Here is a 24472-nt window from a genome sequence, read left to right on the forward strand (position 1 = left end):
CGTCTGTTTACTTTGCAGAAGTCTGCTCGGCCAACGCCACAGCACGGAACATCGCCCGGCGTTTGTTGATGGTTTCTTCCCACTCCAGCGCCGGCACCGAGTCGGCAACGATGCCGCCGCCGGCCTGCACATGCAGTTCACCGTCCTTGATCACCGCCGTGCGAATGGCAATTGCAGTATCCATGTTGCCGTTCCAGGCGAAGTAACCCACTGCACCGCCGTAAACACCGCGCTTGACCGGCTCCAGCTCGTCGATGATTTCCATTGCGCGGATCTTCGGCGCCCCCGACAAGGTGCCCGCCGGCAGAATCGCCCGCAGTGCATCCATGGCGGTCAAGCCCTGGCGCAGTTGGCCGGTGACGTTGGACACGATGTGCATCACATTGGAGTAACGCTCGATCACCATCTTCTCGGTCAGGCGCACACTGCCGGTCGACGACACCCGACCTACATCATTGCGGCCCAGGTCAATGAGCATCAGGTGCTCGGCAATCTCTTTTTCGTCCGACAGCAAGTCGTCTTCCAGCGCCCGGTCCGCTTCTTCGGTCGCCCCTCGCGGGCGAGTACCGGCGATCGGGCGTACGGTGACCAGGTTGTCTTCCACCCGCACCAGCACTTCCGGCGAGCTGCCAACCACATGGAAGTCGCCGAAGTTGAAGAAGTACATGTAAGGCGTCGGGTTGAAGCAGCGCAGCGCGCGGTACAGATCGATGGGTGCTGCCTTGAAGTCGATCGACATGCGTTGTGACGGCACCACCTGCATGCAATCACCCGCCAGGATGTACTCCTTGATCCGCCCTACCGCATTCTCGTAATCGTCACGGGTGTAGCTGGAGCGGAATGTCGGCTCGGCCGCCACCGGGCCACTGAGGTCGAGGCCGCGGCGTGGCGTGATCGGCTGACGCAGGGTTTCCAGCAAACCTTGCAGGCGCGCCTGACCCTGTTCGAACGCCTGCTCCTCGGCCGGGTCGACCAGCACGATGGCGTGCATCTTGCCCGCCAGGTTGTCGAACACCACCACAGCATCGGAGACCATCAGCAGGATATCCGGCACGCCCAGCGGATCCGGGTTCGGGCTGGCACCCAGGCGTTTTTCAACATAGCGCACGCAGTCATAACCGAAGTAACCCACCAGGCCACCGTTGAAGCGTGGCAAGCCAGGGATGTCGGCGACCTTGTAGCGGTCTTTGAACGTTTCGACGAAGGCCAGTGGGTCTTCGACGTCATGGCTTTCCACCTCGACGCCATCCTGCAGGATGCTGACGTGATAGCCATGCACACGCATCACGGTACGCGAAGGCAGGCCGATCATCGAGTAACGGCCCCACTTCTCACCGCCCTGCACCGATTCGAGCAGGTAGGTGTTCGGCTGGTCAGCCAGTTTCAGGTAGATCGACAGCGGTGTGTCGAAGTCGGCCAGGGTTTCGCAGGCCAGGGGAATGCGGTTGTAGCCGGCAGCGGCCAGGCGCAGGAATTCTTCGCGGATCATGGGTAGCCTCGTGGCAAGCAGCAATAGGGTCAGGCAAGCGGACGGGCCGGCAGGCGCCGGCGGGCAGAAGTCAGGCGCGCCAGCGCCAACGGGCCAAGGCCTTGATGACTTTCATCCAGAATTTGCCAGTGACCGCCACGGTGGACTCTCTGTCTTGTGAGGCTTGAAGGTCCGCCAACGTTATCCCAGTGGCCGGGTCTGCGCAACCGGGGAGCAGCGCGCGCAGGTCGTCGATCACCAGGTTGGGGGATTCTTCATCGATGGGCCGGCCGTGGTTGTAGCCATAGCTCAGGCCAACACACTTGACGCCGGCAGCCTTGGCCGCCAGCACATCGCTGCGCGAGTCGCCGACGAACAGCGACTGCGCCGGCGTGACACCAGCCATTTTCATGACATGCAGCAGCGCAGCGGGGTCGGGCTTCTTCTGTGGCAGTGTGTCGCCACCGATGATCCAGCGGAAATAGCGGCCGATCTTCATCTGGTCCAGCAGCGGGGCGACGAAACGCTCCGGCTTGTTGGTAATCAGCGCCATCTCCACACCCTGTTTCTGCAGCCAGCGCAGGGTGTCCTTCACGCCGGGGTAGACCACGGTGAGTTCATGGTTATCGGCATAGGCCTCCATGAACAGCGCCAGGCCTTGTTCAGCCAGCGCGTCGTCCACGGCACCGTGCTCGATACCACCAGCAAGGGCCCGGCGCACCAGTACCTGGGCACCGTTGCCGACCCAGTGACGAACCGCGTCAAGACCTGCGGGCGGGCGCCCGAGTTCGAGCAGCATGCGGTCCACGGCAGCGGCCAGGTCTGGGACCGAGTCGATCAGGGTACCGTCCAGATCGAACATCACCAGCCTGGGCAGCGCCCCCGGGAACAGCTGCTCGAAGCCGCTCATGGGCGCGCCTGGGCCAGTTCGGCGCGCATCTTGGCGATGACTTCCTGGTAGTCCGGGGCATTAAAGATGGCCGAGCCGGCCACGAAGGTGTCGGCGCCAGCGGCAGCGATCTCGCGAATATTGTTGACGTTGACGCCACCGTCGATTTCCAGACGGATATCACGGCCACTGGCGTCGATCAACGCACGCGCTTCGCGCAGCTTGTCGAGGGTGCCAGGAATGAACTTCTGACCGCCGAAGCCTGGGTTGACGCTCATCAGCAGGACCATGTCGATCTTGTCCATCACGTACTTCAGTGCATCCAGGCTGGTCGCCGGGTTGAACACCAAGCCGGCCTTGCAGCCGCCGTCCTTGATCAGCTGCAGCGAACGGTCGATGTGCTGCGAGGCTTCCGGGTGGAAGGTGATGTAGGTGGCGCCAGCTTCGATGAAGTCGCCGATGATGCGATCGACCGGGCTGACCATCAGGTGCACGTCGATCGGTGCCGTCACGCCGTACTTGCGCAGGGCGGTGCAGACCATCGGGCCGATGGTCAGGTTAGGGACATAGTGGTTGTCCATCACATCGAAGTGAACGATGTCGGCCCCGGCGGCCAGCACCTTGTCGACGTCCTCGCCCAGGCGGGCGAAATCGGCGGAGAGAATGGAGGGGGCAATAGCGTAGGGCTGCATGGCGCACCTGTTGGCAGAATCACGGTGGCGCGCATTGTAACTCAGGGAATTGGATACAGGCTGATTGGTATCAATCCGTGTCGACGGGTGCCACTTTATTGCCCGTACTGGTCCTCTCGCCGGCAAGCCGGCTCCCTCAGGACCTGCATTGCCCGCTGTCCCTGTGGGAGCCGGCTTGCCGGCGATAGGGCCAGTACCGACAACAGCTATCAAGCAGGCTGCTGGGTTCTCAGCTTCTCGCTGCGCCCACGCAACCACTCCAGGGTGAGCAACAGCACCACCGAGAAGGCAATCAGCAAGGTCGCCGCCGCCGCAATCGTCGGGCTGAGGTTCTCGCGAATGCCGCTGAACATCTGCCGCGGCAAGGTCGCCTGCTCCGGGCCAGCGAGGAACAGCGTCACCACCACTTCATCGAACGACGTGGCGAAGGCGAACAGCGCACCGGAAATCACCCCAGGCGCAATCAGCGGCAAGGTCACCCGGCGGAAGGTCAGCAGCGGCGAGGCACCGAGGCTGGCAGCCGCCCGCACCAGGTTGTAGTTGAACCCCTGCAAGGTGGCCGACACGGTGATGATGACGAAAGGCACGCCCAGTACCGCATGCACCAGAATCAGCGAAATGAAGCTGTTGCCCATGCCCAGCGGGGCGAAGAACAGGTAACTGGCCACGCCGATGATCACGACAGGCACCACCATTGGCGAAATCACCAGCGCCATCACCAGAGACTTGCCCGGGAAATCGCCGCGGGTCAGTCCGATGGACGCCAGGGTACCGAATACCATGGCCAGAAGCGTTGCCGCCGGAGCGACGATGATGCTGTTCTTCAGCGCTCGCATCCATTCCGCCGAGGCGAAGAAGTCGTGGTACCACTGCAACGAGAAGCCTTGCAGTGGGTACACCAGGAAACTGCCACTGTTGAACGACAGCGGCACGATCACCAGCACCGGCAACACCAGGAACAGCAGGATCAGGCCGCACAGGATTCGCAGGCTGTAGAACCACACCCGCTCCACGGGCGACATGTATGGGCTCAACATAACAAGGCTCCTCAGCTCAGGCGCAGGCGGCTGGCGCCGACCAGCCAGCTATAGATCAGGTACAGCAGCACGGTCGCCAGCAGCAACAGCCCACCCAGTGCGGTGGCCATGCCCCAGTTGATGCTGGTGTTGGTGTAGAAGGCGACGAAGTAGCTGACCATCTGGTCGTTGGGGCTGCCGAGCAGCGCCGGGGTGATGTAGTAGCCGATCGCCAGGATGAACACCAGCAGGCAACCGGCGCCAACGCCTGCGTAGGTCTGCGGGAAATACACCCGCCAGAAGCTGGCGAACGGATGGCAGCCCAGGGAGATGGCCGCCCGCATGTAGCTGGGTGAGATGCCCTTCATCACGCTGTACAGCGGCAGGATCATGAACGGCAGCAGGATGTGCACCATCGAGATGTACACACCGGTGCGGTTGAATACCAGTTCCAGCGGTTGATCGATGATGCCCATGGCCATCAACGCACTGTTGATCAGGCCGCCCGACTGCAACAGGACGATCCACGCCGCTACCCGCACCAGGATCGAAGTCCAGAATGGCAGCAGCACCAGGATCATCAGCAGGTTGCTCTGCCGAGTCGGCAGGTTGGCCAGCAGGTAGGCCAGCGGGTACGCCAGCACCAGGCAGATGGCCGTGATCACCACACCCATCCACAGGGTGCGGGCAAAGATATCCAGGTAAATGGCCTGGTCGGGCGTGGCCTTGGCCAGTTCACCGAGGTCATCGATACGGTGATCGAGTGCTGCCAGCAGGTAGAACGAGGTCACCGAACTGGTGTTGCGGCGAATCGCCTGCCAGTAGGCCGGGTCGCCCCAGCGCTCGTCGAGGGTTTGCAGGGCGTCCTTATAGGAGGCTGGCTCCGCCTTGAACGGCAGTGCCCGCGCAGTTTTCGCCAACAGGCTGCGGTAGCCGGCGAGCTCCATGTTCAGGCGCTTGGACAGGTCGCCCAGGGTCTGGTTCTTGCGGGATTCGGCCAAGTCCTGGCTCAGGGCCTTGTAGACCTCTTCACCCGGCAGGCTCTTACCGTCCCACTGCGCGATGGATTGGACCGTGCGCGGCATGCCGCCAACCACTTCCGGGTTGCCGACGCTTTTGTACAGCAGCGCCGCAATCGGCACCAGGAAGACCAGCAGGAGAAATAGCGCAAGTGGCGCGATCAGGGCCTGCGCCTTCCAGCGGTTGACCCGCTCGGCGTGCTTGAGGCGCTGCTTGAGACTTGGACCTGCGCCTTCGTTGAGGGGCACTGCAATGGCCATGGCGAACTCCGCAAAACAGGCTGAAATTGGGGCTGTCGTGCAGCCCATCGCCGGCTTGCGACGATGGGCCGCACAGCGGCCCCATGTCGTTTACTTCTTCGCCGCCCAGGCGTTGAAGCGTTGCTCCAGCTGCTCGCTGTTGTCGGCCCAGAAGGCCACATCGATCTGCACCTGATTGGCGATGTTCTCAGGCGTGGTCGGCATGTCTTTCTTCACGTCGTCCGACAGCAGGCTTACAGCCTTGGAGTTGGCCGGGCCGTATGCGATGTTTTCGGAATAGGTCTTCTGCTGCTCTGGCTGCACACTGAAGGCAATAAATTTCTTCGCCTCGTCCGCATCCTTCGCGCCTTTCGGAATGGCCCAGGCATCGAAGTCGTAGATACCGCCGTTCCACACCACCTTCAGGTTGCTTTCTTTCTGCACCGCAGCGATGCGGCCGTTGTAAGCCGAACTCATGACCACGTCACCCGAGGCCAGGTACTGCGGAGGCTGGGCACCGGCTTCCCACCACTGGATGCTTGGCTTGAGTTCGTCGAGCTTCTTGAAGGCACGGTCCACACCTTCCTTGGTGCCTAGTACCTGATACACATCCTTCGGTGCCACGCCGTCAGCCATCAGCGCGAATTCGAGGGTGTACTTGGCACCTTTGCGCAGGCCGCGCTTGCCCGGGAATTTCTTCGTGTCCCAGAAATCGGCCCAGCTGGTAGGCGCGGTCTTGAGCTTGTCGGCGTTGTAGGCCAGCACTGTGGACCAGACGAAGAAGCCCACGCCGCACGGCTGGATAGCGCCCTTCACATAGTCACTCTCATTGCCGAACAAGGCTGGGTCGAGTTCTTCGAACATGCCTTCATCGCAACCGCGGGCCAGCTCTGGCGATTCTACTTCCACCAGGTTCCACGACACGCTGTTGGTATCGACCATGGCTTTGACCTTGGCCATTTCACCGTTGTACTCGCCCGCGACGATCTTGCCCTTGCCGGCCTTTTCCCAAGGCTCATAGAACGCCTTGACCTGGGCCGCCTTGTTGGCGCCGCCAAAGGAGACCACGGTCAGGTCCGCTGCCATGGCCTGGCCGGCGGCGAACAGGCCAAGGGCCAGGGCGGTCAGTTTCAACTGCTTGCGCATTATTATTCTCTCCACAGTACAGGGTTGGTGAAGCAATCCATCAGTGGGCTTCGGCAATCGGATCGAGCGCGCGGGCGTGCTCCACCTCCCAGCCCAGCGGTACCACATCGCCCACGGCCAGTGCCGGGTCGAGCTCGGCGATCGGCTGCTTCACGAAGAAGTCGGCCTTGCCGCAGACCTCCAGGCGCACACGCACGTGGTCGCCCAGGTAGATGAACTCGGCCACACGGCCGGAGAAGCGGTTGACGCAGCTTTGGCTGTGGCCGTTGAGGCGCACGCGCTCTGGGCGTATCGACAGGGTTACCGGCTCACCGGCCTGGCCGACATTCACAGCCAGTGCCTCGACCCGCTCGCCCCGCGCCAGTTGCACCTGGCAACGGTTGCCGTCAGTGGCCAGCAGGGTGCCGTTAATACGGTTGTTCTCGCCGATGAAGTTGGCGACGAAGGTATTGCGCGGCTCCTCGTAGAGCGTGCGCGGGTCGGCAATCTGCTGGATTTCGCCCTGGTGGAATACCGCCACGCGGTCGGACATGGTCAGCGCTTCGCCCTGGTCATGGGTCACGTACACCACGGTCACGCCGAGGCGCTGGTGGATGTGTTTGATCTCCATCTGCATGTGTTCGCGCAGCTGCTTGTCGAGGGCGCCGAGCGGCTCGTCCATCAGCACAAGTTGCGGCTCGAACACCAGGGCACGAGCCAGCGCTACCCGCTGCTGCTGCCCGCCGGACAACTGCCCGGGGTAGCGCTTGGCGAAGGCGTCGAGCTGAACCATGTTGAGCACGCGCTTGACCCGCTCGCTGATGTCGGTCTTGCTCAGGTTGCGCACGCTCAAGGGGAAGGCCAGGTTCTCGGCCACCGTCATGTGCGGAAACAGCGCGTAGTTCTGGAACACCATGCCGATGTCGCGCTTGTGCGGCGGCACGTTGTTGATCGAACGACCGGCCAGCTGGATTTCGCCAGCGGTGGGGGTTTCGAAACCGGCGAGCATCATCAGGCTGGTGGTCTTGCCCGAACCGGAAGGGCCGAGCAGGGTGAGGAATTCACCCTTGCGAATGTCCAGGTTGAGGTCTTTCACGATCAGCGATTCGCCGTCGTAGCTCTTCTGCACACCACGGAAGCTGACCAGCGTTTCGCCAGTGGTCGCGTTCGAATTCGCCTCGCTCATGCCTGCACCTTCTTGTTGGATGACTGCGTGGCAAAAGACTAGAACAAGAGCAAACGCCCGGAAATCGGGGCTGAAGAGAGAATGCCATCATCCAGGTGGAAGATGGTGTGTAGGGATTGCCCTACACACTTGTCGCAAACAGAACACTCACACCAATTTGTGCTCCATGGCGTATTTCACCAGCTCCGCCAGCGAGTTGACCTTGAGCTTTTGCATCAAGCGCGCCTTGTGGGTGCTGATGGTCTTGCTCGACAGCGCCAGTTGCTGGGCGATGTCGTTGACGTTGGCGCCCTGCGCCAGGCGCTCGAACACCGAGAATTCGCGCTCGGACAATAGCGTATGCAAGGGGCGGGTCTCGGTCAGGCCCACTTCGAACACCATACGGTCGGCCAGCGCCGGGTCGATGTAGCGCCCTCCCCCCGCCACCCGGCGGATCGCCGTCAGCAGCAGGGCCGGGTCGCTGTCCTTGGTGGCATAGCCGGCCGCGCCGGCCTTGAGCGCACGGGCCGCCATCTGCGCCTCGTCGTGCATCGACAGCATCAAGATCGCCGGCGGGTTGTCCAGTGCGCGAATCCGCGGAATCGCCTCAAGGCCGTTCACGCCGGGCATGGAGATGTCCAGCAACACCACCTCGCACGGCGTATGGCGCAACGTCTCCAGCAACTGCTCGCCATTGGCGGCCTCCCCCGCCACCTGCATATCCTTGGCAAGGCCGATCAACTGCTTGATGCCCTCACGGACAATGGTGTGGTCTTCGGCCACCAGCACTCGAATCACGCTCGTTCTCCTACTTCCAACGGAATGGCCACGCTCAGGCTGGTGCCCTCGCCCGGTTCACTGTCCAACGTCATGCTGCCGCCCAACATCAGCACCCGCTCACGCACTCCCACCAGGCCGAACGAGGTCGGCCTGGGCTGGTCGTGGCAGAAACCTCGGCCGTCGTCGCTGACAGTCATGCGCAGTTGCCCTCTTTCGCGCACCAACTCAATTTCCACGCTGTGCGCCTGGGCGTGGCGCATGACGTTGGTCAGCGCCTCCTGCAGGATGCGGAACAGCCCGGTGGCCTTGGCATCGCTCAATGCTGGCAGATTTTCCGGCACCTGTACCAAGCAAGGAATCTGCGTGCGCGCCTCGAAACGCCGGGCCTGCCATTCGATGGCCGAGGCAATGCCGGCGTCGAGAATCGGCGGGCGCAATGCCGTGGCTACGTCGCGTACCAACTGGAACAACTGGGCAATCAGGCGCTTCATGCTGGCCAGGCGCTCGTTCAGTGCCGGGTCGAGCTCGGCAAACGCCAGCTCGCACATCGACACTTCCAGCTTGAGCACCGTTAGCATCTGACCGAGTTCATCATGCACTTCGCGGGCAATGCGGGCTTTTTCTTCTTCGCGCACGCTTTCAAGATGCGCCGACAGCTCACGAAGCTGTTCCTGGGATTTGCCCAGCGCCATCTCGGCCCGCTTGCCTTGGGTGATGTCCCACACCACGCCGTCCCATACCACTCGGCCATTGGCCAGGTGGCGAGCACTGGCCTTGATGTCGGCCCAGCGCTGCTCGCCGTCGCGGGTCAGGATACGTCCCTGCCAGGACCAGTCCTGGCCACTGGCAATGGCCAGGTCCTGCACCTGGTGATAGTCGGCCCGGTCTTCGGGATGGACCAGGTTGCGCAGGCCCATCTGCGGGTGCTGTATCTGCGCGGGGGTATAGCCGACCAGGGCCTCGCTACCCTCACTGATATAGGGAAACTCAGGGTCACCTTCGGCGGGGGCAGGTTCCAGGCGAAAGACCAGGCCCGGTACATTGCCGGCGATACCTTTGAGCCGAGCCTCGCTTTCGCGCAGCGCCGCCAGGGCACGGTGGCGTTCGGTCACATCGGCAAGGTAGACGACCAGGTATTCGGCATCACGAAAGCGCAGGAAGCTCAGCGAAAGCTCCACCGGCAGCAAACTGCCATCGGCGCACAGGCAGTGCGTCTCGAACTGCCGCGCACCACCTTCCCCATTACGGGCGCCCTTCCACAACTGAAGCCAGCGATCCATGCCGAGGTTGGGTTCGAAGTCGATCAGCGGGCGCTCGAGCAACTCGGCTTCGGCATACCCGAGCATGCGTTCCACGGCATGGTTGGCGTAGCGCACGTGGCTGTCCCAGTTGACCCAGAGGATACCCACCGTGCTCTGGTCGATAGCGAACTGACTCAGACGAAGTGCCTCCTCACGCCCCTGTCGCTCGGTCAGGTTTTCCCGGGCAGCCAGCAGGCTACGTTCAAGCTGGCGCTGTTGGCGGCGCTGCCATACCAGGGTGGCCAAGGCACATAGCAGCAGCATGCCGAACAGCAGCGCGAGGTTCTGCCAGAAGCCTGCCGACTCGCTCAGGCGCGGGTACTTGGGCTGCAGCCAGCGTTGATGCAGTTGTTCCAGCTCTTTGGCGGGCATGGCCTGCAGGCCACGTTCGAGCACGTCGGCCAGTATCGGCCAGTCACGCCTCGATCCCACCCGCAACAACTGCGGCAGGCCGATATCGCCCACCACCACCAGTTCGCTGAACTCGCTTTCGCGCGAAAGACGGCTGAGCTGGGCCTCATCGAGCACCGCAAAACTGACCTGGCCGCCGATGACCAACTGTAGGGCCTCTCGCTCGCTGGGCACGCCCTGCAGGTTGAGGTTGGCGTAATTGCCACGCAGGTAGTCGGCCAGTACGCTGGGCATGCGCACCGCGACACGGTCATCGGCATCGAGCTTTTCCAGCTCCACGGCCATCGCCCCGGTACGTGGCCCCACCACCAGCTGCGGCACGCGCATGTAAGGGTCGCTGAACAGCCATTGGCGCAAGCTGGCGGGCGTCTGGGTCAGGCCTGGGGCAAAATCGATTTCGCCCGCCTGCAGGGCATGCTCAAGGCTCGCCTGGTCGGCGAAGTTGCGCCAGGTCAGGTCCAGCTGGAGCACCTGGGCCAGCCAGTTCACAAGTTCCACGTTGGCCCCGTAAAGCTGCTGCAGCCGACGGTCGAACTGAGCATAGGGGGCCTGCAGCACAAGGCCGACGCGCAAGCTGCGGTGGCTGTCTAGCCATTGCTGTTGGGCCGGTTCGAGGGCTACCGTTGGCGCCACTTCCGGTCTTGCCAAGGCGATCAAGGGCAGCAACAAGCAGCCGATAACCCACAGGCGACGCAATCGCTTCATTTACACGCTCGTCTAGGCAAAGGCGGCCTGCAGCATGGCCGTCACGGGCAAATACTATTAGGCTGCCGGTATTATTCTGGCCTTGGGTTGATTCATGCTCACACTTTATCGCACGACGCTGGCAATGTGCTGCCTGGCCTCGCTCCTGCCCCTCGGCGCCGTGGCCGCCGACGCTGAAAAACCGCCAGCGGCCACCGAAACAGCAGCCACGTCCGCCCCTCGACCGCCCCTTCTGGAACGCAGCCAGGAAGACGCGCAGGCCTTGGAGCGACTGGTGCCAAAGGCCGAGCAGCAGACCCTGCAGGCCGGCAACGAGAATTTCCTGGCACTGTGGAAGCCGGCCAACGACAGCGACCCGCAAGGCGCGGTGATCATTGTGCCGGGTGCCGGTGAGAACGCCGACTGGCCAAACGCGGTCGGCCCGCTGCGGAGCAAGTTCCCCGATATCGGCTGGCACAGTTTGAGCGTGAGCCTGCCTGACCTGCTTGCCGACAGCCCGCAAGCGCGAGTCGAGAGCAAGCCGACCGCCGAGCCGCAGAAAGACAAAGGCGAAAGCGCTCCCGCCAAGGACACCCCGGCCGACGCCAACGCCAACATCGCCCAAGCCACTGCGGCCGATAGCGACACTGCACAAAGCACCGACGCCGAGCAGGCGACCGAGCAGAATGACCAGGCCGACGCCGAACGCATCTTCGCCCGCCTCGATGCCGCCGTCGCCTATGCCCAGCAGCACAACTCGCGCAGTATCGTGCTGATCGGCCATGGCAGCGGTGCCTACTGGGCGGCGCGCTACCTGAGCGAGAAGCAGCCGGCACAAGTGCAGAAACTGGTGATGATCGCCGCACAAACGCCCGCACGGGTCGAACATGACCTGGAAAGCCTGACACCGACGCTAAAGGTGCCGACCGCCGACCTCTATTACGCCACCCGCACCAGCGACCGCAAGGCAGCCGAGCAGCGCCTGCAAGCCAGCAAGCGGCAGAAGGACAGCGAGTACAAACAACTCTCCCTGATTGCCATGCCGGGTAACAAGGACGCCGAGCAGGAGCAACTGTTCCGCCGCGTGCGCGGGTGGATGGCGCCTCAGGAATAGACCGCAGGTAGCCATCGCCGGCAAGCCGGCTCCCACAAGGATCCCACAGGCCTCAGGATCAGTCTGGGAGCCGGCTTGCCGGGGATAGCGGCCTCAGAAACCCCTTCGTTTGCGAATCAACGCATAGGCCTGATGCAGCTCTCGGGTCCGCTCGGTGGCCTCGCGCACTTGTGCCTCACTGGCCCCGGACCCGGCCAGCTTGTCGGGATGATGCCGGCTGACCAGACGGCGATAGGCCTGCTTGACCCGATCACCCTCCGTATCCGCCTCGACGCCCAATAGGCGCAGTGCCGCCGCATAAGTCATGACGCCAGACGTCACACTGGCCTTGCGTGGCTCGTACTCCAGCGACATGGCCTGCACCTGACGCCGGCTGAGCCCCAGCTTCTGCCCCCAGTCCAGGAGCAGATCACGCTCACGCTGGCCGGCCTTGCCATCGGCCCAGGCCATGCGCCAACACGCACGCAACGTGCCTTCGGCCGCGTGCGGCTGCAGGCGAATGCGCCGCAAGTGGCCACTCAAACGGTCTTTGCCCGCCTTGCCCCGGTTGAACGCAGCGATCGCCCGTAGCCGCTGCGCCTCGGCCATGTCCAGGCGGACCATTTCCTGGCGGGCCTGCTGGATATGTTGCTCGGCTACCCGCCCATCACTCTTGGCCAGACGCCCGAGCAGCACGAACAGCAACTCCTCGTCTCGCAGTGCCGGGCGGCCCCCCAGGCGTTCGCGCATATCGTCCCAGCCCTGCACCCGTATGCGCCGATCCATGGCCTGCCCCAGCAGCGCCCCGAGCAACGCCCCAGGAATGCTGGCTACCGCGAAGCCTGCGCCCAGCCCGATCACCGTGCCTGGCCACCACATCTCAAGCGCGCTCGCCGATCAAGCGCTCGACCTCGGCCAGGCGCTCCAGGGTGCCGACATCGACCCAGTGGCCGCGGTAATGCTCGCCGCTGACCTTGCCTGCCTGCATGGCCTGACGCAACAGCGGCGCCAGCTTGAAGGCGCCTGGCTGGCAGCCTTCGAACAAGGCCGGATGCAGAACTGACAGGCCGCTGAATGTCAGGGTGCCGGGCGCATCGTCGCCATCCGCCACCTGCTCTCCCAGCAGGCGGAAGTCGCCTCGACCGTGATGGCCCGGGTTATCGACCAGCACCAGGTGTGCCAGCCCCTGCAGCGGGCCCCGCAGGCGCGTGAAGTCGTAATCGGTCCAGACATCGCCATTGACCAGCAGGAACGGCGTATTACCCAGCAGAGGCAGCGCCTTGAAGATTCCGCCCCCCGTCTCCAGCGGCTCCCCCTCTGGCGAATAGCGGATGCGCAGGCCAAAACGACTGCCGTCGCCCAGGTGATCCTCGATCTGCTGGCCCAGCCAGGCATGGTTGATCACCACTTCGGTGAAACCGGCAGTTGCCAGTGCGCGCAGGTGGTACTCGATCAACGGCTGGCCGGCGACCGGCACCAAGGGTTTTGGCGTATGCAGGGTGAGCGGGCGCATGCGCTCGCCCTTGCCTGCCGCCAGGATCATCGCTTTCATGCACGCACTCCGGCCTTGAGTTCTGCGATCAGTTGGCCCAGTTCCCCGAGCTCGGGGCGGCGGCTGATCACTTCATCTATATAGGCGAAGAAACGCGGCACGTCGGCCAGGTAACGGGGTTTGCCATCGCGGTGGCAGATTCGGGCGAAGATGCCGATCACTTTCAAGTGGCGCTGCACGCCCATCAGGTCACTGGCGCGCTGGAAGTCTTCGAACACCGGCTGCACCGGGATGCCGGCGGCTTGCGCCTGGCCCCAGTAGCTGCGCAACCAGCCTTCGACACGTGCCTGCGGCCAGCTGAGGAACGCGTCCTTGAACAGGCAGGTGATGTCATAGGTCACAGGGCCGTAGACCGCATCCTGGAAATCCAGCACGCCAGGGTTGGGCGCGCTCTGCATCAGGTTTCGCGGCATATAGTCGCGGTGCACCAGCACTTTTGGCTGGGCCAGGGCGCTGTCGAGCAACAGCTGGCTGACACGCTGCCAGGTCGCTTTCTGCTCTTCGGTGAAGGCCTTGCCGAGTTCGCGGCCCACGTACCATTCGGGGAACAGCTCGACTTCACGGCGCAACAGCGCATCATCGTAGCTGGGCAACGGTGCATCCATCGGCAAGCGCTGGAATGCCAACAGCGCAGCGATGGCATCGGCGAACAGAGCGTCGGCGTTGTCGACATCAATGATGTCCAGGTAGGTCTGGTGGCCCAGATCGCCCAGCAGCAGGAAGCCTCGCTCCAGGTCCTGGGCGTGAATCTGCGGCACATGCACGCCTGCGCCGGCCAGCAGTCGATCGATGTCGACGAATGGTCGGCAATTCTCCTGGGGAGGGGGCGCATCCATGATCACGAAGCTGCGGCCCGCGCCCTGCCAGCGGAAGTAACGGCGAAAGCTCGCGTCGCTGCTGGCGGCGGTCAGGCTGCCTTCAGGTACCTCGCCCCAGGCGTTGTCGCGGAAAAGGTCATTGAGCTGCTCATCGAGCCAGACAGTCAGTTGTTGCAGGCGTACATCGTGTTCAGGCATTACAAGGGTCTCCGACGGCCCTAGCCGTCAAGCGGGTCATGCTTTATTATCCAGCATCTTTTTCAGACCATCGAGAGGCGTGCGGCCCCACACGCGGGCAGATGGCACGCAGGAAGCCCGGACTAATAAGATGGCATTGAAATCCCCCGCGTTTCGTAGAAAGTTTCCGTTGCTGGTGACCGGCGGTCTGCTGGCCATGCAACCTCTGGCCACCTCCTATGTGGTGGCTGCCGAGCAGTTCGACTGCCAAGTGTCCGCCTCCGGTGGTTGGGACTGCAAGCCCAAGACCCCAGTCAACAACCTGCCTCCGCGCCCCGTGCACGAGGGTGCTGCGCTCACGTCCGGCACCGAAGCCCCGTCGGCTGAAGCCGAAAGTGGCGAAAAGCCGATGCTGGTCACCGAGAGCAAGGGCCGTGGCCTGAAGTCGCGCAGCGAAGACTACAGCCACCTGGACTGGGTTCCGCGTGAAAAGCTCACTGCAGCACAGCTGGCCGAAACCGGCCCGTACTGCGGTGGCGCGTATGTCGAGCCTACCCGTCCTGGCATGGCCGACACCACGCCGAAGGACGAATCGCCGACCTACATCAATGCCAAGGTGTCCAAGTACCAGCAGGAGCAGCAGATCGCGACCCTCGCCGGTGACGTGGTCATGCGCCAGGGCAGCATGCAGGCAGAGGCCGACGAGGCCAACCTGTACCAGACCGAAAACCGCGGCGAGCTCAAAGGCAACGTCAAGATCCGCGACAACGGCTCGCTGGTGGTGGGCGACCAGGCACAGATTCAGCTCGATACGGGCGAAGCCCAGGTCGACAACGCCGAATATGTGATGCACAAGTCGCACATCCGCGGCAACGCTCTGTACGCCAAGCGTGGCGAAAACGCCATCATCCGTCTCAAGGACGGTACGTATACCACTTGCGAACCGGGCAGCAACGCCTGGCAGCTGAAGGGCAACAACATCACACTGAACCCGGCCACCGGCTTCGGTACCGCGACCAACGTCACCCTGCGGGTCAAGGATTTCCCGGTGTTCTATACACCGTACATCTACTTCCCGATCGACGACCGTCGCCAGTCCGGCTTCCTGCCGCCGTCGTTCAGCAGTACCAGCGATACCGGCTTCATGCTGGTCACGCCGTACTACTTCAACCTGGCGCCGAACTATGACGCCACGTTGTACCCGCGCTACATGACCAAACGCGGCCTGCTGATGGAAGGTGAGTTCCGTTACCTGACCAAGTCCAGCGAAGGCCAGTTCGGCGGCGCGTACCTGAACGATAAGAACGATGATCGCAAAGACCAGACTGACTACAAAGAACAGCGCTGGATGGTCAACTGGCAGCACAAGGGTGGCCTGGACGAGCGCCTGCTGGCTGAAGTCGATTACACCGACATCAGCGATCCGTTCTACTTCCAGGACTTGGAAAGCGACCAGATCGGTGTCGAGAGCCGTGATGCGCTGAACCAGCGAGGGGCACTGACCTACCGTGGAGACAGCTATCAGGCTCGCCTGAACTTGCAGGCCTACGAGATGGCAACCATCTCGAAGATCACGCCGTACAACAAGCTGCCTCAGATCACCCTCAATGGCATGCTGCCTTATCATCCGGGTGGCTTCGACTTCAGCTACAAGACCGAAGCCGTGCGCTTCGATCGTGATCTGAAAACCGGCCCTGTCTTCAACGAAGATGGCGAACTGGATACCACCGCTGGGGCCAGAGGCCAACGCCTAGACGAGAATCTCTTCGGTATAGCCCGTTCCAACGGTAATCGCCTGAACGCCGCACCAGCGATCAGCCTTCCGATGGAAGCCAGCTACGGATACATGAAACCGAAGCTCACGTACATGTACACGCACTATGATCTTGACCTGGATAGCAAGGGTAAGAACGATCTCGTTATCAACCCAGGACGAGTCCCACTATACGGTGACTTCAAGAGTAACCAGGACCGTGACGTCCCGATTTTCAGCGTCGACAGCGGTCTATACTTTGACCGCAACACCTCGCTGTTCGGAACCAACTACCGTCAGACCCTCGAGCCACGTCTGTTCTATCTTTACGTCCCGTATAAGGACCAGACGGACATTCCCCTGTTCGACACGGGCGAGTCTGTATTCAGCTACGACTCGCTGTTCCGTGAAAACCGATTCAGTGGCACCGACCGCATCGGTGACGAGAACAAGCTGTCTCTCGGCGTGACCACGCGCTGGATCGAGGAAAACGGCTTCGAGCGTCAGTTCCTGAGTGTTGGTCAGGCCTACTACTTCAAGGATCGCAAGGTCCAGCTGCCAGGTATCGACTACCGCACCCGCACTGACTCGCAGTCGGATGTGTCGCCATACGCCCTGCTGTACGGATATCGCTTCAACCGCGACTGGCGCTTCAACGCCAACTACAACTGGGACCCGGATACCCGCAGCCCACGTTCGGGCGCGGCGATGTTCCACTACCAGCCGGAAGACAATCCGAACAAGATCGTCAACCTGGGCTATCGCTACCGCAACGACACCATCGCCTATGACTCCGCTACCGGCACCTGGAAAGTGGGCGGCGGCGACTATGGCACCCCGGGCAGCGCAAACTATGTCAAGGATTACTACAAGATCCAGCAGCACGACTTCTCGGTCATCTGGCCGATCGTGCCGCAATGGAACGTGATCGCCCGCTGGCAGCATGACTACAACCGCAACCGCACCCTGGAAGCCATGGGCGGTTTCGAGTACGACAACTGCTGCTGGAAACTGCGTCTGATCAACCGCTACTGGATCGACTATGACGACTTCAGCCAGGCCACGCCAGTAAACGAAAAAGGCGACCATGGCATCTTCCTGCAGATCGTGCTGAAAGGCCTCGGTGGCGTGGTAGGCAACAAGGTCGAATCTTTCCTCGACGAAGGCATTCAAGGTTACCGTACACGTGAAGACCAAGCTTATTGATCGTCTGCGTCCAGCATTGCTGGGCGCTGTATTGCTGAGCGGCGTGGCCCACGCCGCGCCGCAGCCCCTGGACCGTGTGGTGGCCATCGTCGATAACGACGTGGTCATGCAGAGCCAACTGGACCAACGTGTCCATGAGGTACAGCAAACCATCGCCAAGCGTGGCGGCGGCGTTCCGCCGACCAGCGCGCTTGAGCAGCAGGTACTGGAACGCCTGATCGTCGAGAACCTGCAGTTGCAGATTGGCGAGCGCTCCGGCATCCGCATCACCGACGAAGAACTGAACCAGGCCATCGGCACCATTGCCCAGCGCAACGGTATGTCGCTTGACCAGTTCCGCGCCGCGTTGGCCCACGACGGCTTGTCGTTCGACGATGCCCGTGAGCAGGTCAAACGCGAGATGATCATCAGCCGCGTGCGCCAGCGTCGTGTCGCCGAGCGCATCCAGGTTTCCGAACAGGAAGTGAAGAACTTCCTCAACTCGGACCTGGGCAAGATGCAGATGTCGGAAGAGTACCGCCTGGCCAACATCCTGATCCCGACTCCGGAAGCTGCCAACTCGGAAGCCATCCAGACGGCGGCTCGTCAGGTCGGCGATGTCTACCAGCAGCTCAAGCAGGGCAAGGACTTCGGCCAGATGGCCATTGAACGCTCTGCCAGCGAAAACGCCCTGGAAGGCGGCGAGATGGGTTGGCGCAAAGCCGGCCAACTGCCACCTGACTTCGCCAAGATGCTCAGCAGCATGGCCGTGGGCGACATCACCCAGCCCATCCGCATCCCCAACGGCTTCATCATCCTCAAGCTCGAGGAGAAGCGCGGTGGCAGCGAGAACGTGCTGCGCGATGAAGTGCATGTGCGCCACATCCTGATCAAACCAAGCGAAATTCGCAGCGATGCCGCCACTGAGCAGCTCGCCGAGCGCCTGTATGACCGGATCAAGAACGGTGAAGACTTCGGCGAGCTGGCCAAGAGCTTCTCGGAAGACCCAGGTTCTGCCCTCAACGGCGGCGACCTCAACTGGGTCGACCCGAACAGCCTGGTGCCCGAGTTCCGCGAACAGATGGCCAACGCCCAGCAAGGCGTCGTGACCAAACCGTTCAGAACCCAGTACGGCTGGCACGTTCTGGAAGTGCTGGGCCGCCGCGCCACCGACAGCACCGAACAGGCCCGCGAGCAACAAGCGCTGAACGTGTTGCGTAACCGCAAATACGACGAAGAGCTGCAGACCTGGCTGCGCCAGATCCGCGACGAAGCCTACGTTGAAATCAAGCTGCCTGGCGCCGACCAGGCCGCGCAGTGAAGCCCCTGCGCTTCGCCGTCACCCCCGGCGAACCAGCCGGCATAGGCCCCGACCTGTGCCTGCTGCTCGCCGCCGACGCCCAGCCCCACCCCCTGATCGCCATCACCAGCCGTGACCTGCTCGCCGAGCGGGCCACGCAGCTGGGGCTGGCCGTCAACCTGCTGCCGGTACTGCCAGGGCAATGGCCAGACCAGCCCGCGCCCGCCGGCAACCTGTATGTGTGGGATACCCCGTTGGCAGCGCCAGTGGCGGCCGGCCAGCTGGATCAGGCCAATGCCGCATTCGTCCTGGAAACGCTGACCCGTGCCGGGCAAGGCTGCATGAACGGCGATTTCGCTGGCATGATCACCGCCCCGGTGCACAAGGGCGTGATCAACGAAAGCGGCATCGCCTTCTCTGGCCATACCGAATTCCTCGCAGACCTGACCCACACCGCTCAAGTCGTGATGATGCTGGCAACCCATGGCCTGCGCGTGGCCCTGGTGACCACGCACCTGCCGCTACGGGACATTGCCGATGCCATCACCCCTGAGCGCGTGGAGCGGGTAACGCGTATCCTGCATGCCGACATGCGCGACAAATTCGGCATTGCCAATCCACGCATCCTGGTCTGCGGGCTCAACCCGCACGCCGGAGAAGGCGGCCACCTGGGCCGCGAAGAAATCGACATCATCGAGCCGACACTGGCCCGCCTGCGCAGCGAAGGCATGGACCTGCGCGGGCCACTGCCGGCCGATACCCTGTTTACCCCCAAGTATCTGGAGCACTGCGACGCGGTGCTGGCGATGTACCATGACCAGGGCCTGCCTGTACTCAAGTACAAAGGCTTTGGCGCCGCCGTCAACGTGACCCTGGGCCTGCCGATCATCCGTACATCGGTCGATCACGGCACCGCCCTGGACCTGGCCGGCAGCGGCAAGGTCGACACCGGCAGCCTGCGCGTCGCCCTGGAAACCGCCTACCAGATGGCCGAGAACCGACCATGAACGAGCAATACCAACACCGGGCGCGCAAACGCTTCGGCCAGAACTTCCTGCATGACGCGGGCATCATCGACCGCATCCTGCGCGCGATCAACGCCAAGGCCGGCGAACACCTGCTGGAAATCGGCCCGGGCCAGGGCGCCCTCACCGAAGGCCTGCTGGGCAGTGGCGCACAGCTTGACGTGGTAGAACTGGACAAAGACCTGGTGCCGATCCTGCAGCACAAGTTCGCAGGCCGCGACAACTTCCGCCTGCACCAAGGCGATGCGCTGAAGTTCGACTTCAATCAGCTGGGCGTACCCGCGCGTAGCCTGAAAGTGGTCGGCAACCTGCCTTACAACATTTCCACACCACTGATCTTCCATCTGCTGAGCCACGCGGGGCTGATCCGCGACATGCACTTCATGCTGCAGAAGGAAGTGGTCGAGCGCATGGCCGCAGGCCCGGGCGGTGGCGATTGGGGCCGCCTGTCGATCATGGTGCAGTACCACTGCCGGGTCGAACATCTGTTCAACGTCGGCCCTGGCGCGTTCAACCCGCCGCCGAAGGTGGACTCTGCCATCGTGCGCCTGGTACCCCATGAAGTGCTGCCGTACCCGGCCAAGGATCATCTGCTGCTCGAGCGCGTGGTGCGTGAAGCCTTCAATCAGCGTCGCAAGACCCTGCGCAACACCTTGAAGGGCCTGCTTGACAGCCAGGCCATCGAAGCAGCCGGCGTAGACGGCAGCCTCAGGCCTGAACAGCTGGACCTGGCCGCCTTCGTGCGCCTGGCCGACCAACTGGCTGACCAGCAAGGCTGATTCAACCTGTAGCGGCCCTGTCGCCGGCAAGCCGGAGTCAGGGCCGCTACAGCCAAATCACCTTCCCTGCGCACACTGGCCCTCCCCCCCGCCAATAGCCTAGACTGCATGGATCGCCGTATTCGTGTGTTTGCTCAAGGCCCTTGCATGTCCGACCCCCGCTATCAGATCGACGTCAGCGTCGTGACCCGCTACCTCAAAGAACAATCCGACCCCGAAAGCAGTCGTTTCGCCTTCGCCTATACCATTACCGTGCAGAACAACGGTTCGGTCACAGCCAAGCTGATGTCCCGCCATTGGCTGATCACCAATGGTGACGGTGAAGTCGAAGAGGTGCGCGGCGCCGGTGTGGTTGGCCAGCAGCCAACCATCGAGCCTGGCCAGAGCCACACCTACAGCAGCGGTGCGGTGATCAGCACCCGTGTAGGCACCATGCAGGGCAGCTACCAAATGTTCGCCGAAGACGGTAAACGCTTCGACGCAGAGATCGTGCCTTTCCGCCTGGCGGTACCGGGGGCCTTGCACTGATGGCCACCTACGCCGTCGGTGACTTGCAAGGCTGTCTTCAGCCACTCAAGTGCCTGCTCGATCGGGTCAAATTCAATCCGACAGTCGATCGCCTGTGGTTGGTCGGCGACCTGGTCAACCGCGGCCCCGAATCGCTGGAAACACTGCGTTACCTCTACTCGATTCGCCAGTCGCTGGTCTGCGTGCTGGGCAACCACGACCTGCATCTGCTGGCAGCCTGGCACAACGTCGAGCGCCTGAAGAAAAGCGACACGCTGCGTGAAATCATCGAGGCACCTGATGCCGACCTGCTGCTGGACTGGCTGCGCCAGCAGAAGCTGCTGCACTACGATGAACCACGGGGCATCGCCCTCGTACACGCCGGCATCCCGCCCCAGTGGACCCTCGGCAAGGCGCTCGAACTGGCCGCCGAGGTCGAAGTGGCGCTACGGGATGATGAGCGCCTGAAGCTCTATCTGGACGGCATGTACGGCAACGAGCCGAACAAATGGAGCAAGAACCTCAGCGGTATCGAACGCCTGCGGCTCATCACCAATTACCTGACCCGCATGCGCTTCTGCACCGCCGAAGGCAAGCTCGACCTCAAGAGCAAGGAAGGCGTGGGCACTGCGCCCAAAGGCTACAAGCCGTGGTTCACCCATAAAGACCGCCGCTCCCGCCACGTGAAGATCATCTTCGGTCACTGGGCAGCGCTTGAAGGCCGCGTCGACGAGCCTGGCGTGATTGCCCTGGACACCGGCTGCGTGTGGGGGGGTGCCATGACCCTGTACAACGTCGACAGCGGTGAGTACCACCGCTGCGAGTGCACTGACGACGGCAGCCTGCGTCAGCCCGCACAACCCGCTAAACTCAACGATCACCCCTGAAGGAAGCCGTACCCATGAGCGAATTCAAGCGCATCCCTCCCGAGCAGGCACTGGCCCTGCGCGCGCAAGGTGCGGTCGTCGTCGACATTCGCGACCCGCAAGCCTTTGCCGCCGGCCACATCACGGGCGCCAAACACCTGGACAACCACTCGGTCGCCGACTTCATCCGCAACGCCGACCTCGACGCCCCGACACTGGTGGTCTGCTACCACGGCAACTCCAGCCAGAGCGCGGCCGCCTATCTGGTCGGCCAGGGCTTCTCGGACGTGTACAGCGTCGACGGTGGTTTCGAGCTGTGGCGCGCCACGTACCCGGCCGAAACCGCCCAAGGCGCGCCTGAGTAATTTTTTCATTTTTACTGCAGCCCGCGCCCCACGCGGGCTTGCGCCTTACCTGACGAACGGTCACCGGCAACTTCTCCGCCGCTTCCCCTTGACCTTGCGGATAACCAACTATTCTTAAGCGCAGGCCATCCAAAAAAGGGGAGAGCCGGTACACCGGCGTGCGGGTCATCGGTAGCGTTACAGGGTGTTCTGGGGGGTATACAGCAATCGGCGAACCCGGTTGCATGCCAGCATCAGCTGACTGATCCGGCGTCGTCTCCACGTATCGAGCGAGGTGACGTCATGAGTATTTTTAGCCACTTCCAACAACGTTTCGAGTCTACGCGCCAGGAAGAACTCTCGCTGCAGGAGTACCTCGAGCTGTGTAAAGAGGATCGCAGTGCCTACGCCTCGGCGGCTGAACGGCTGTTGCTGGCCATCGGTGAGCCGGAACTGATCGACACCTCAACCAACTCCAGGCTGTCGCGAATCTTCTCCAACAAGGTGATCCGCCGGTATCCGGCCTTTGCCGACTTCCATGGCATGGAAGAGTGCATCGACCAGATCGTTTCCTACTTCCGCCATGCCGCCCAAGGCCTGGAAGAGAAGAAACAGATCCTCTATCTGCTGGGCCCGGTAGGCGGCGGTAAATCGTCGCTGGCCGAAAAACTCAAGCAGCTGATGGAAAAGGTCCCCTTCTATGCGATCAAGGACTCGCCAGTATTCGAGTCGCCGCTGGGGCTGTTCAATGCCACCGAAGATGGCGCCATTCTCGAAGAAGAGTACGGCATCTCGCGGCGCTACCTGAACACCATCATGTCCCCGTGGGCTACCAAGCGCCTGCAGGAATACGGTGGTGATATCAGCAAGTTCCGGGTGGTCAAGCTCTACCCGTCGATCCTCAACCAGATCGCCATCGCCAAGACCGAGCCGGGCGACGAGAATAACCAGGACATCTCCGCCCTGGTCGGCAAGGTGGATATCCGCAAGCTGGAGGAATTCCCGCAGAACGACGCCGACGCCTATAGCTACTCGGGCGCACTGTGCCGGGCCAACCAGGGCCTGATGGAATTCGTCGAGATGTTCAAGGCACCGATCAAGGTCCTTCACCCGTTGCTCACCGCCACCCAGGAAGGCAACTACAACAGCACCGAAGGCCTGGGCGCGATCCCCTACTCCGGGATCCTGCTGGCCCACTCCAACGAATCGGAGTGGCACACCTTCCGCAACAACAAGAACAACGAGGCGTTCATCGACCGGATCTACATCGTCAAGGTGCCGTATTGCCTGCGCGTCAGCGACGAGATCAAGATCTACGACAAGCTGCTGGTCAATAGTTCGCTGGCCAAGGCCCATTGCGCGCCGGACACGCTCAAGATGCTCGCCCAGTTCACCGTGCTCTCGCGCCTCAAGGAGCCGGAAAACTCGAACATCTATTCGAAGATGCGCGTCTATGACGGCGAGAATCTCAAGGACACCGACCCGAAAGCCAAGTCGATCCAGGAGTACCGCGATGCTGCGGGTGTCGACGAGGGCATGAACGGCCTGTCGACCCGTTTTGCCTTCAAGATCCTGTCCAAGGTGTTCAACTTCGACCCGCACGAGGTGGCGGCCAACCCGGTGCACCTGCTGTATGTACTGGAGCAGCAGATCGAACAGGAGCAGTTCCCGGCAGAAGTGCGCGAACGCTACCTGCGCTACCTCAAAGAGTACCTGGCACCGCGTTACATCGAGTTCATCGGCAAGGAAATCCAGACGGCCTACCTCGAGTCGTATAGCGAGTACGGCCAGAACATCTTCGACCGCTATGTGCTGTACGCCGACTTCTGGATCCAGGACCAGGAATACCGCGACCCGGAAACCGGCGAGATCCTCAATCGCATTGCCCTCAACGAAGAGCTGGAGAAGATCGAGAAACCGGCAGGCATCAGCAATCCGAAGGACTTCCGCAACGAGATCGTCAACTTCGTGTTGCGTGCCCGTGCCAACAACAACGGCAAGAACCCGAGCTGGCTGAGCTACGAGAAGCTGCGTGTGGTGATCGAGAAGAAAATGTTCTCCAACACCGAAGACCTGCTGCCGGTCATCAGCTTCAACGCCAAGGCCAGCAAGGAAGATCAACAGAAGCACAACGACTTCGTCACGCGCATGGTGGAACGTGGCTACACCGACAAACAGGTGCGCCTGCTGTCGGAATGGTACCTGCGGGTCAGGAAATCGCAATAACGCGGCAGGTTTCCAGCCGCAAGCTGCAAGCTGCTCGGCATCAGCGCTCCGGCCTGG

Annotated in this window: 21 protein-coding genes; 9 read left to right on the plus strand and 12 right to left on the minus strand. The window is 62.4% G+C overall.

The annotated features are described in order from the left end of the window. Window positions 1–7: 7 nt before the first annotated feature. The 9 genes from trpE to KU43P_RS24790 all read right to left on the minus strand — a co-directional run bounded on the left by trpE (window position 8) and on the right by KU43P_RS24790 (window position 10811). Entirely contained in the window at window positions 8–1489 is a 1482-nt protein-coding gene (gene trpE, locus KU43P_RS24750) for an anthranilate synthase component I (RefSeq protein ID WP_317660080.1), read from the minus strand. A 70-nt stretch (window positions 1490–1559) separates the two neighbouring features. Next, on the minus strand, window positions 1560–2378 hold the full coding sequence (locus KU43P_RS24755; RefSeq protein WP_317660081.1) for a phosphoglycolate phosphatase: 819 nt from the start codon (window positions 2376–2378) through the stop codon (window positions 1560–1562). After that, window positions 2375–3049, minus strand: coding sequence for a ribulose-phosphate 3-epimerase (rpe, locus tag KU43P_RS24760; RefSeq protein ID WP_029885954.1), 675 nt, complete (start codon window positions 3047–3049; stop codon window positions 2375–2377). Before rpe ends, KU43P_RS24755 begins: the two co-directional genes overlap by 4 nt. Before the next feature lie 209 nt (window positions 3050–3258). Continuing rightward, complete coding sequence (locus tag KU43P_RS24765) at window positions 3259–4086, minus strand: ABC transporter permease (RefSeq protein WP_317660082.1); 828 nt, start codon at window positions 4084–4086, stop codon at window positions 3259–3261. A gap of 11 nt (window positions 4087–4097) precedes the next feature. Further along, window positions 4098–5345: an ABC transporter permease gene (locus tag KU43P_RS24770; protein ID WP_317660083.1), complete on the minus strand. Its 1248-nt coding sequence runs from the start codon at window positions 5343–5345 to the stop codon at window positions 4098–4100. A gap of 90 nt (window positions 5346–5435) precedes the next feature. Next, a complete protein-coding gene (locus KU43P_RS24775) occupies window positions 5436–6470 on the minus strand; it encodes an ABC transporter substrate-binding protein (protein ID WP_317660084.1) in 1035 nt (344 codons plus the stop codon). 40 nt (window positions 6471–6510) lie between these two features. Continuing rightward, window positions 6511–7635 carry an ABC transporter ATP-binding protein gene (locus KU43P_RS24780; RefSeq protein ID WP_317660085.1) on the minus strand — a complete coding sequence of 375 codons (1125 nt, stop codon included), beginning with the start codon at window positions 7633–7635 and terminating at the stop codon, window positions 6511–6513. A gap of 147 nt (window positions 7636–7782) precedes the next feature. Further along, a complete protein-coding gene (locus tag KU43P_RS24785; RefSeq protein ID WP_317660086.1) occupies window positions 7783–8412 on the minus strand; it encodes a response regulator transcription factor in 630 nt (209 codons plus the stop codon). Further along, a complete protein-coding gene (locus KU43P_RS24790) occupies window positions 8409–10811 on the minus strand; it encodes a PAS domain S-box protein (RefSeq protein ID WP_317660087.1) in 2403 nt (800 codons plus the stop codon). Before KU43P_RS24790 ends, KU43P_RS24785 begins: the two co-directional genes overlap by 4 nt. A 94-nt stretch (window positions 10812–10905) precedes the next feature. Between KU43P_RS24790 and KU43P_RS24795 the strand changes: the two genes are divergently transcribed. Next, window positions 10906–11904: an alpha/beta hydrolase family protein gene (locus tag KU43P_RS24795; protein ID WP_317660088.1), complete on the plus strand. Its 999-nt coding sequence runs from the start codon at window positions 10906–10908 to the stop codon at window positions 11902–11904. 93 nt (window positions 11905–11997) lie between these two features. Here KU43P_RS24795 and KU43P_RS24800 read toward each other — a convergent pair whose 3' ends face one another. From KU43P_RS24800 to KU43P_RS24810, 3 genes are read right to left on the minus strand one after another with little or no spacing between them, the layout of a single operon-like run. Continuing rightward, a complete protein-coding gene (locus KU43P_RS24800; protein ID WP_317660089.1) occupies window positions 11998–12762 on the minus strand; it encodes a TerB family tellurite resistance protein in 765 nt (254 codons plus the stop codon). A 1-nt stretch (window position 12763) separates the two neighbouring features. Continuing rightward, on the minus strand, window positions 12764–13435 hold the full coding sequence (murU, locus tag KU43P_RS24805) for an N-acetylmuramate alpha-1-phosphate uridylyltransferase MurU (protein ID WP_317660090.1): 672 nt from the start codon (window positions 13433–13435) through the stop codon (window positions 12764–12766). Continuing rightward, entirely contained in the window at window positions 13432–14451 is a 1020-nt protein-coding gene (locus KU43P_RS24810) for an aminoglycoside phosphotransferase family protein (RefSeq protein ID WP_317660091.1), read from the minus strand. The genes murU and KU43P_RS24810 overlap by 4 nt, the downstream gene beginning before the upstream one ends. A 130-nt stretch (window positions 14452–14581) precedes the next feature. Between KU43P_RS24810 and KU43P_RS24815 the strand changes: the two genes are divergently transcribed. The 8 genes from KU43P_RS24815 to KU43P_RS24850 all read left to right on the plus strand — a co-directional run bounded on the left by KU43P_RS24815 (window position 14582) and on the right by KU43P_RS24850 (window position 24415). Beyond that, on the plus strand, window positions 14582–17389 hold the full coding sequence (locus KU43P_RS24815) for an LPS-assembly protein LptD (RefSeq protein ID WP_317660092.1): 2808 nt from the start codon (window positions 14582–14584) through the stop codon (window positions 17387–17389). Continuing rightward, on the plus strand, window positions 17370–18689 hold the full coding sequence (gene surA / locus KU43P_RS24820; RefSeq protein ID WP_317660093.1) for a peptidylprolyl isomerase SurA: 1320 nt from the start codon (window positions 17370–17372) through the stop codon (window positions 18687–18689). Before KU43P_RS24815 ends, surA begins: the two co-directional genes overlap by 20 nt. Beyond that, complete coding sequence (gene pdxA, locus KU43P_RS24825) at window positions 18686–19675, plus strand: 4-hydroxythreonine-4-phosphate dehydrogenase PdxA (protein WP_317660094.1); 990 nt, start codon at window positions 18686–18688, stop codon at window positions 19673–19675. The genes surA and pdxA overlap by 4 nt, the downstream gene beginning before the upstream one ends. After that, window positions 19672–20472, plus strand: a complete 801-nt coding sequence (gene rsmA / locus KU43P_RS24830; protein WP_317660095.1) for a 16S rRNA (adenine(1518)-N(6)/adenine(1519)-N(6))-dimethyltransferase RsmA — start codon at window positions 19672–19674, stop codon at window positions 20470–20472. The genes pdxA and rsmA overlap by 4 nt, the downstream gene beginning before the upstream one ends. Window positions 20473–20619: 147 nt before the next feature. Continuing rightward, complete coding sequence (gene apaG / locus KU43P_RS24835) at window positions 20620–21000, plus strand: Co2+/Mg2+ efflux protein ApaG (protein WP_008091198.1); 381 nt, start codon at window positions 20620–20622, stop codon at window positions 20998–21000. Then, on the plus strand, window positions 21000–21866 hold the full coding sequence (locus tag KU43P_RS24840) for a symmetrical bis(5'-nucleosyl)-tetraphosphatase (RefSeq protein ID WP_317660096.1): 867 nt from the start codon (window positions 21000–21002) through the stop codon (window positions 21864–21866). The genes apaG and KU43P_RS24840 overlap by 1 nt, the downstream gene beginning before the upstream one ends. Before the next feature lie 14 nt (window positions 21867–21880). After that, entirely contained in the window at window positions 21881–22210 is a 330-nt protein-coding gene (gene glpE, locus KU43P_RS24845; RefSeq protein WP_317660097.1) for a thiosulfate sulfurtransferase GlpE, read from the plus strand. Between the two features lie 282 nt (window positions 22211–22492). Continuing rightward, a complete protein-coding gene (locus KU43P_RS24850; RefSeq protein ID WP_317660098.1) occupies window positions 22493–24415 on the plus strand; it encodes a PrkA family serine protein kinase in 1923 nt (640 codons plus the stop codon). Window positions 24416–24472: the final 57 nt, after the last annotated feature.

Source organism: Pseudomonas sp. KU43P, from assembly GCF_033095865.1.
Classification (GTDB): Bacteria; Pseudomonadota; Gammaproteobacteria; order Pseudomonadales; family Pseudomonadaceae; genus Aquipseudomonas.

Bases quoted from the DNA above. Each gene is read 5' to 3' on its own strand.
- KU43P_RS24755 (WP_317660081.1), bottom strand. From the start codon at position 2,378: ATGAGCGGCTTCGAGCAGCTGTTCCCGGGGGCGCTGCCCAGGCTGGTG.
- murU (WP_317660090.1), bottom strand. From the start codon at position 13,435: ATGAAAGCGATGATCCTGGCGGCAGGCAAGGGCGAGCGCATGCGCCCG.
- KU43P_RS24840 (WP_317660096.1), top strand. From the start codon at position 21,000: ATGGCCACCTACGCCGTCGGTGACTTGCAAGGCTGTCTTCAGCCACTC.
- trpE (WP_317660080.1), bottom strand. From the start codon at position 1,489: ATGATCCGCGAAGAATTCCTGCGCCTGGCCGCTGCCGGCTACAACCGC.
- KU43P_RS24780 (WP_317660085.1), bottom strand. From the start codon at position 7,635: ATGAGCGAGGCGAATTCGAACGCGACCACTGGCGAAACGCTGGTCAGC.
- KU43P_RS24770 (WP_317660083.1), bottom strand. From the start codon at position 5,345: ATGGCCATTGCAGTGCCCCTCAACGAAGGCGCAGGTCCAAGTCTCAAG.
- rpe (WP_029885954.1), bottom strand. From the start codon at position 3,049: ATGCAGCCCTACGCTATTGCCCCCTCCATTCTCTCCGCCGATTTCGCC.
- KU43P_RS24790 (WP_317660087.1), bottom strand. From the start codon at position 10,811: ATGAAGCGATTGCGTCGCCTGTGGGTTATCGGCTGCTTGTTGCTGCCC.
- KU43P_RS24850 (WP_317660098.1), top strand. From the start codon at position 22,493: ATGAGTATTTTTAGCCACTTCCAACAACGTTTCGAGTCTACGCGCCAG.
- KU43P_RS24765 (WP_317660082.1), bottom strand. From the start codon at position 4,086: ATGTTGAGCCCATACATGTCGCCCGTGGAGCGGGTGTGGTTCTACAGC.
- KU43P_RS24800 (WP_317660089.1), bottom strand. From the start codon at position 12,762: ATGTGGTGGCCAGGCACGGTGATCGGGCTGGGCGCAGGCTTCGCGGTA.
- rsmA (WP_317660095.1), top strand. From the start codon at position 19,672: ATGAACGAGCAATACCAACACCGGGCGCGCAAACGCTTCGGCCAGAAC.
- KU43P_RS24775 (WP_317660084.1), bottom strand. From the start codon at position 6,470: ATGCGCAAGCAGTTGAAACTGACCGCCCTGGCCCTTGGCCTGTTCGCC.
- KU43P_RS24810 (WP_317660091.1), bottom strand. From the start codon at position 14,451: ATGCCTGAACACGATGTACGCCTGCAACAACTGACTGTCTGGCTCGAT.
- KU43P_RS24815 (WP_317660092.1), top strand. From the start codon at position 14,582: ATGGCATTGAAATCCCCCGCGTTTCGTAGAAAGTTTCCGTTGCTGGTG.
- KU43P_RS24795 (WP_317660088.1), top strand. From the start codon at position 10,906: ATGCTCACACTTTATCGCACGACGCTGGCAATGTGCTGCCTGGCCTCG.
- apaG (WP_008091198.1), top strand. From the start codon at position 20,620: ATGTCCGACCCCCGCTATCAGATCGACGTCAGCGTCGTGACCCGCTAC.
- glpE (WP_317660097.1), top strand. From the start codon at position 21,881: ATGAGCGAATTCAAGCGCATCCCTCCCGAGCAGGCACTGGCCCTGCGC.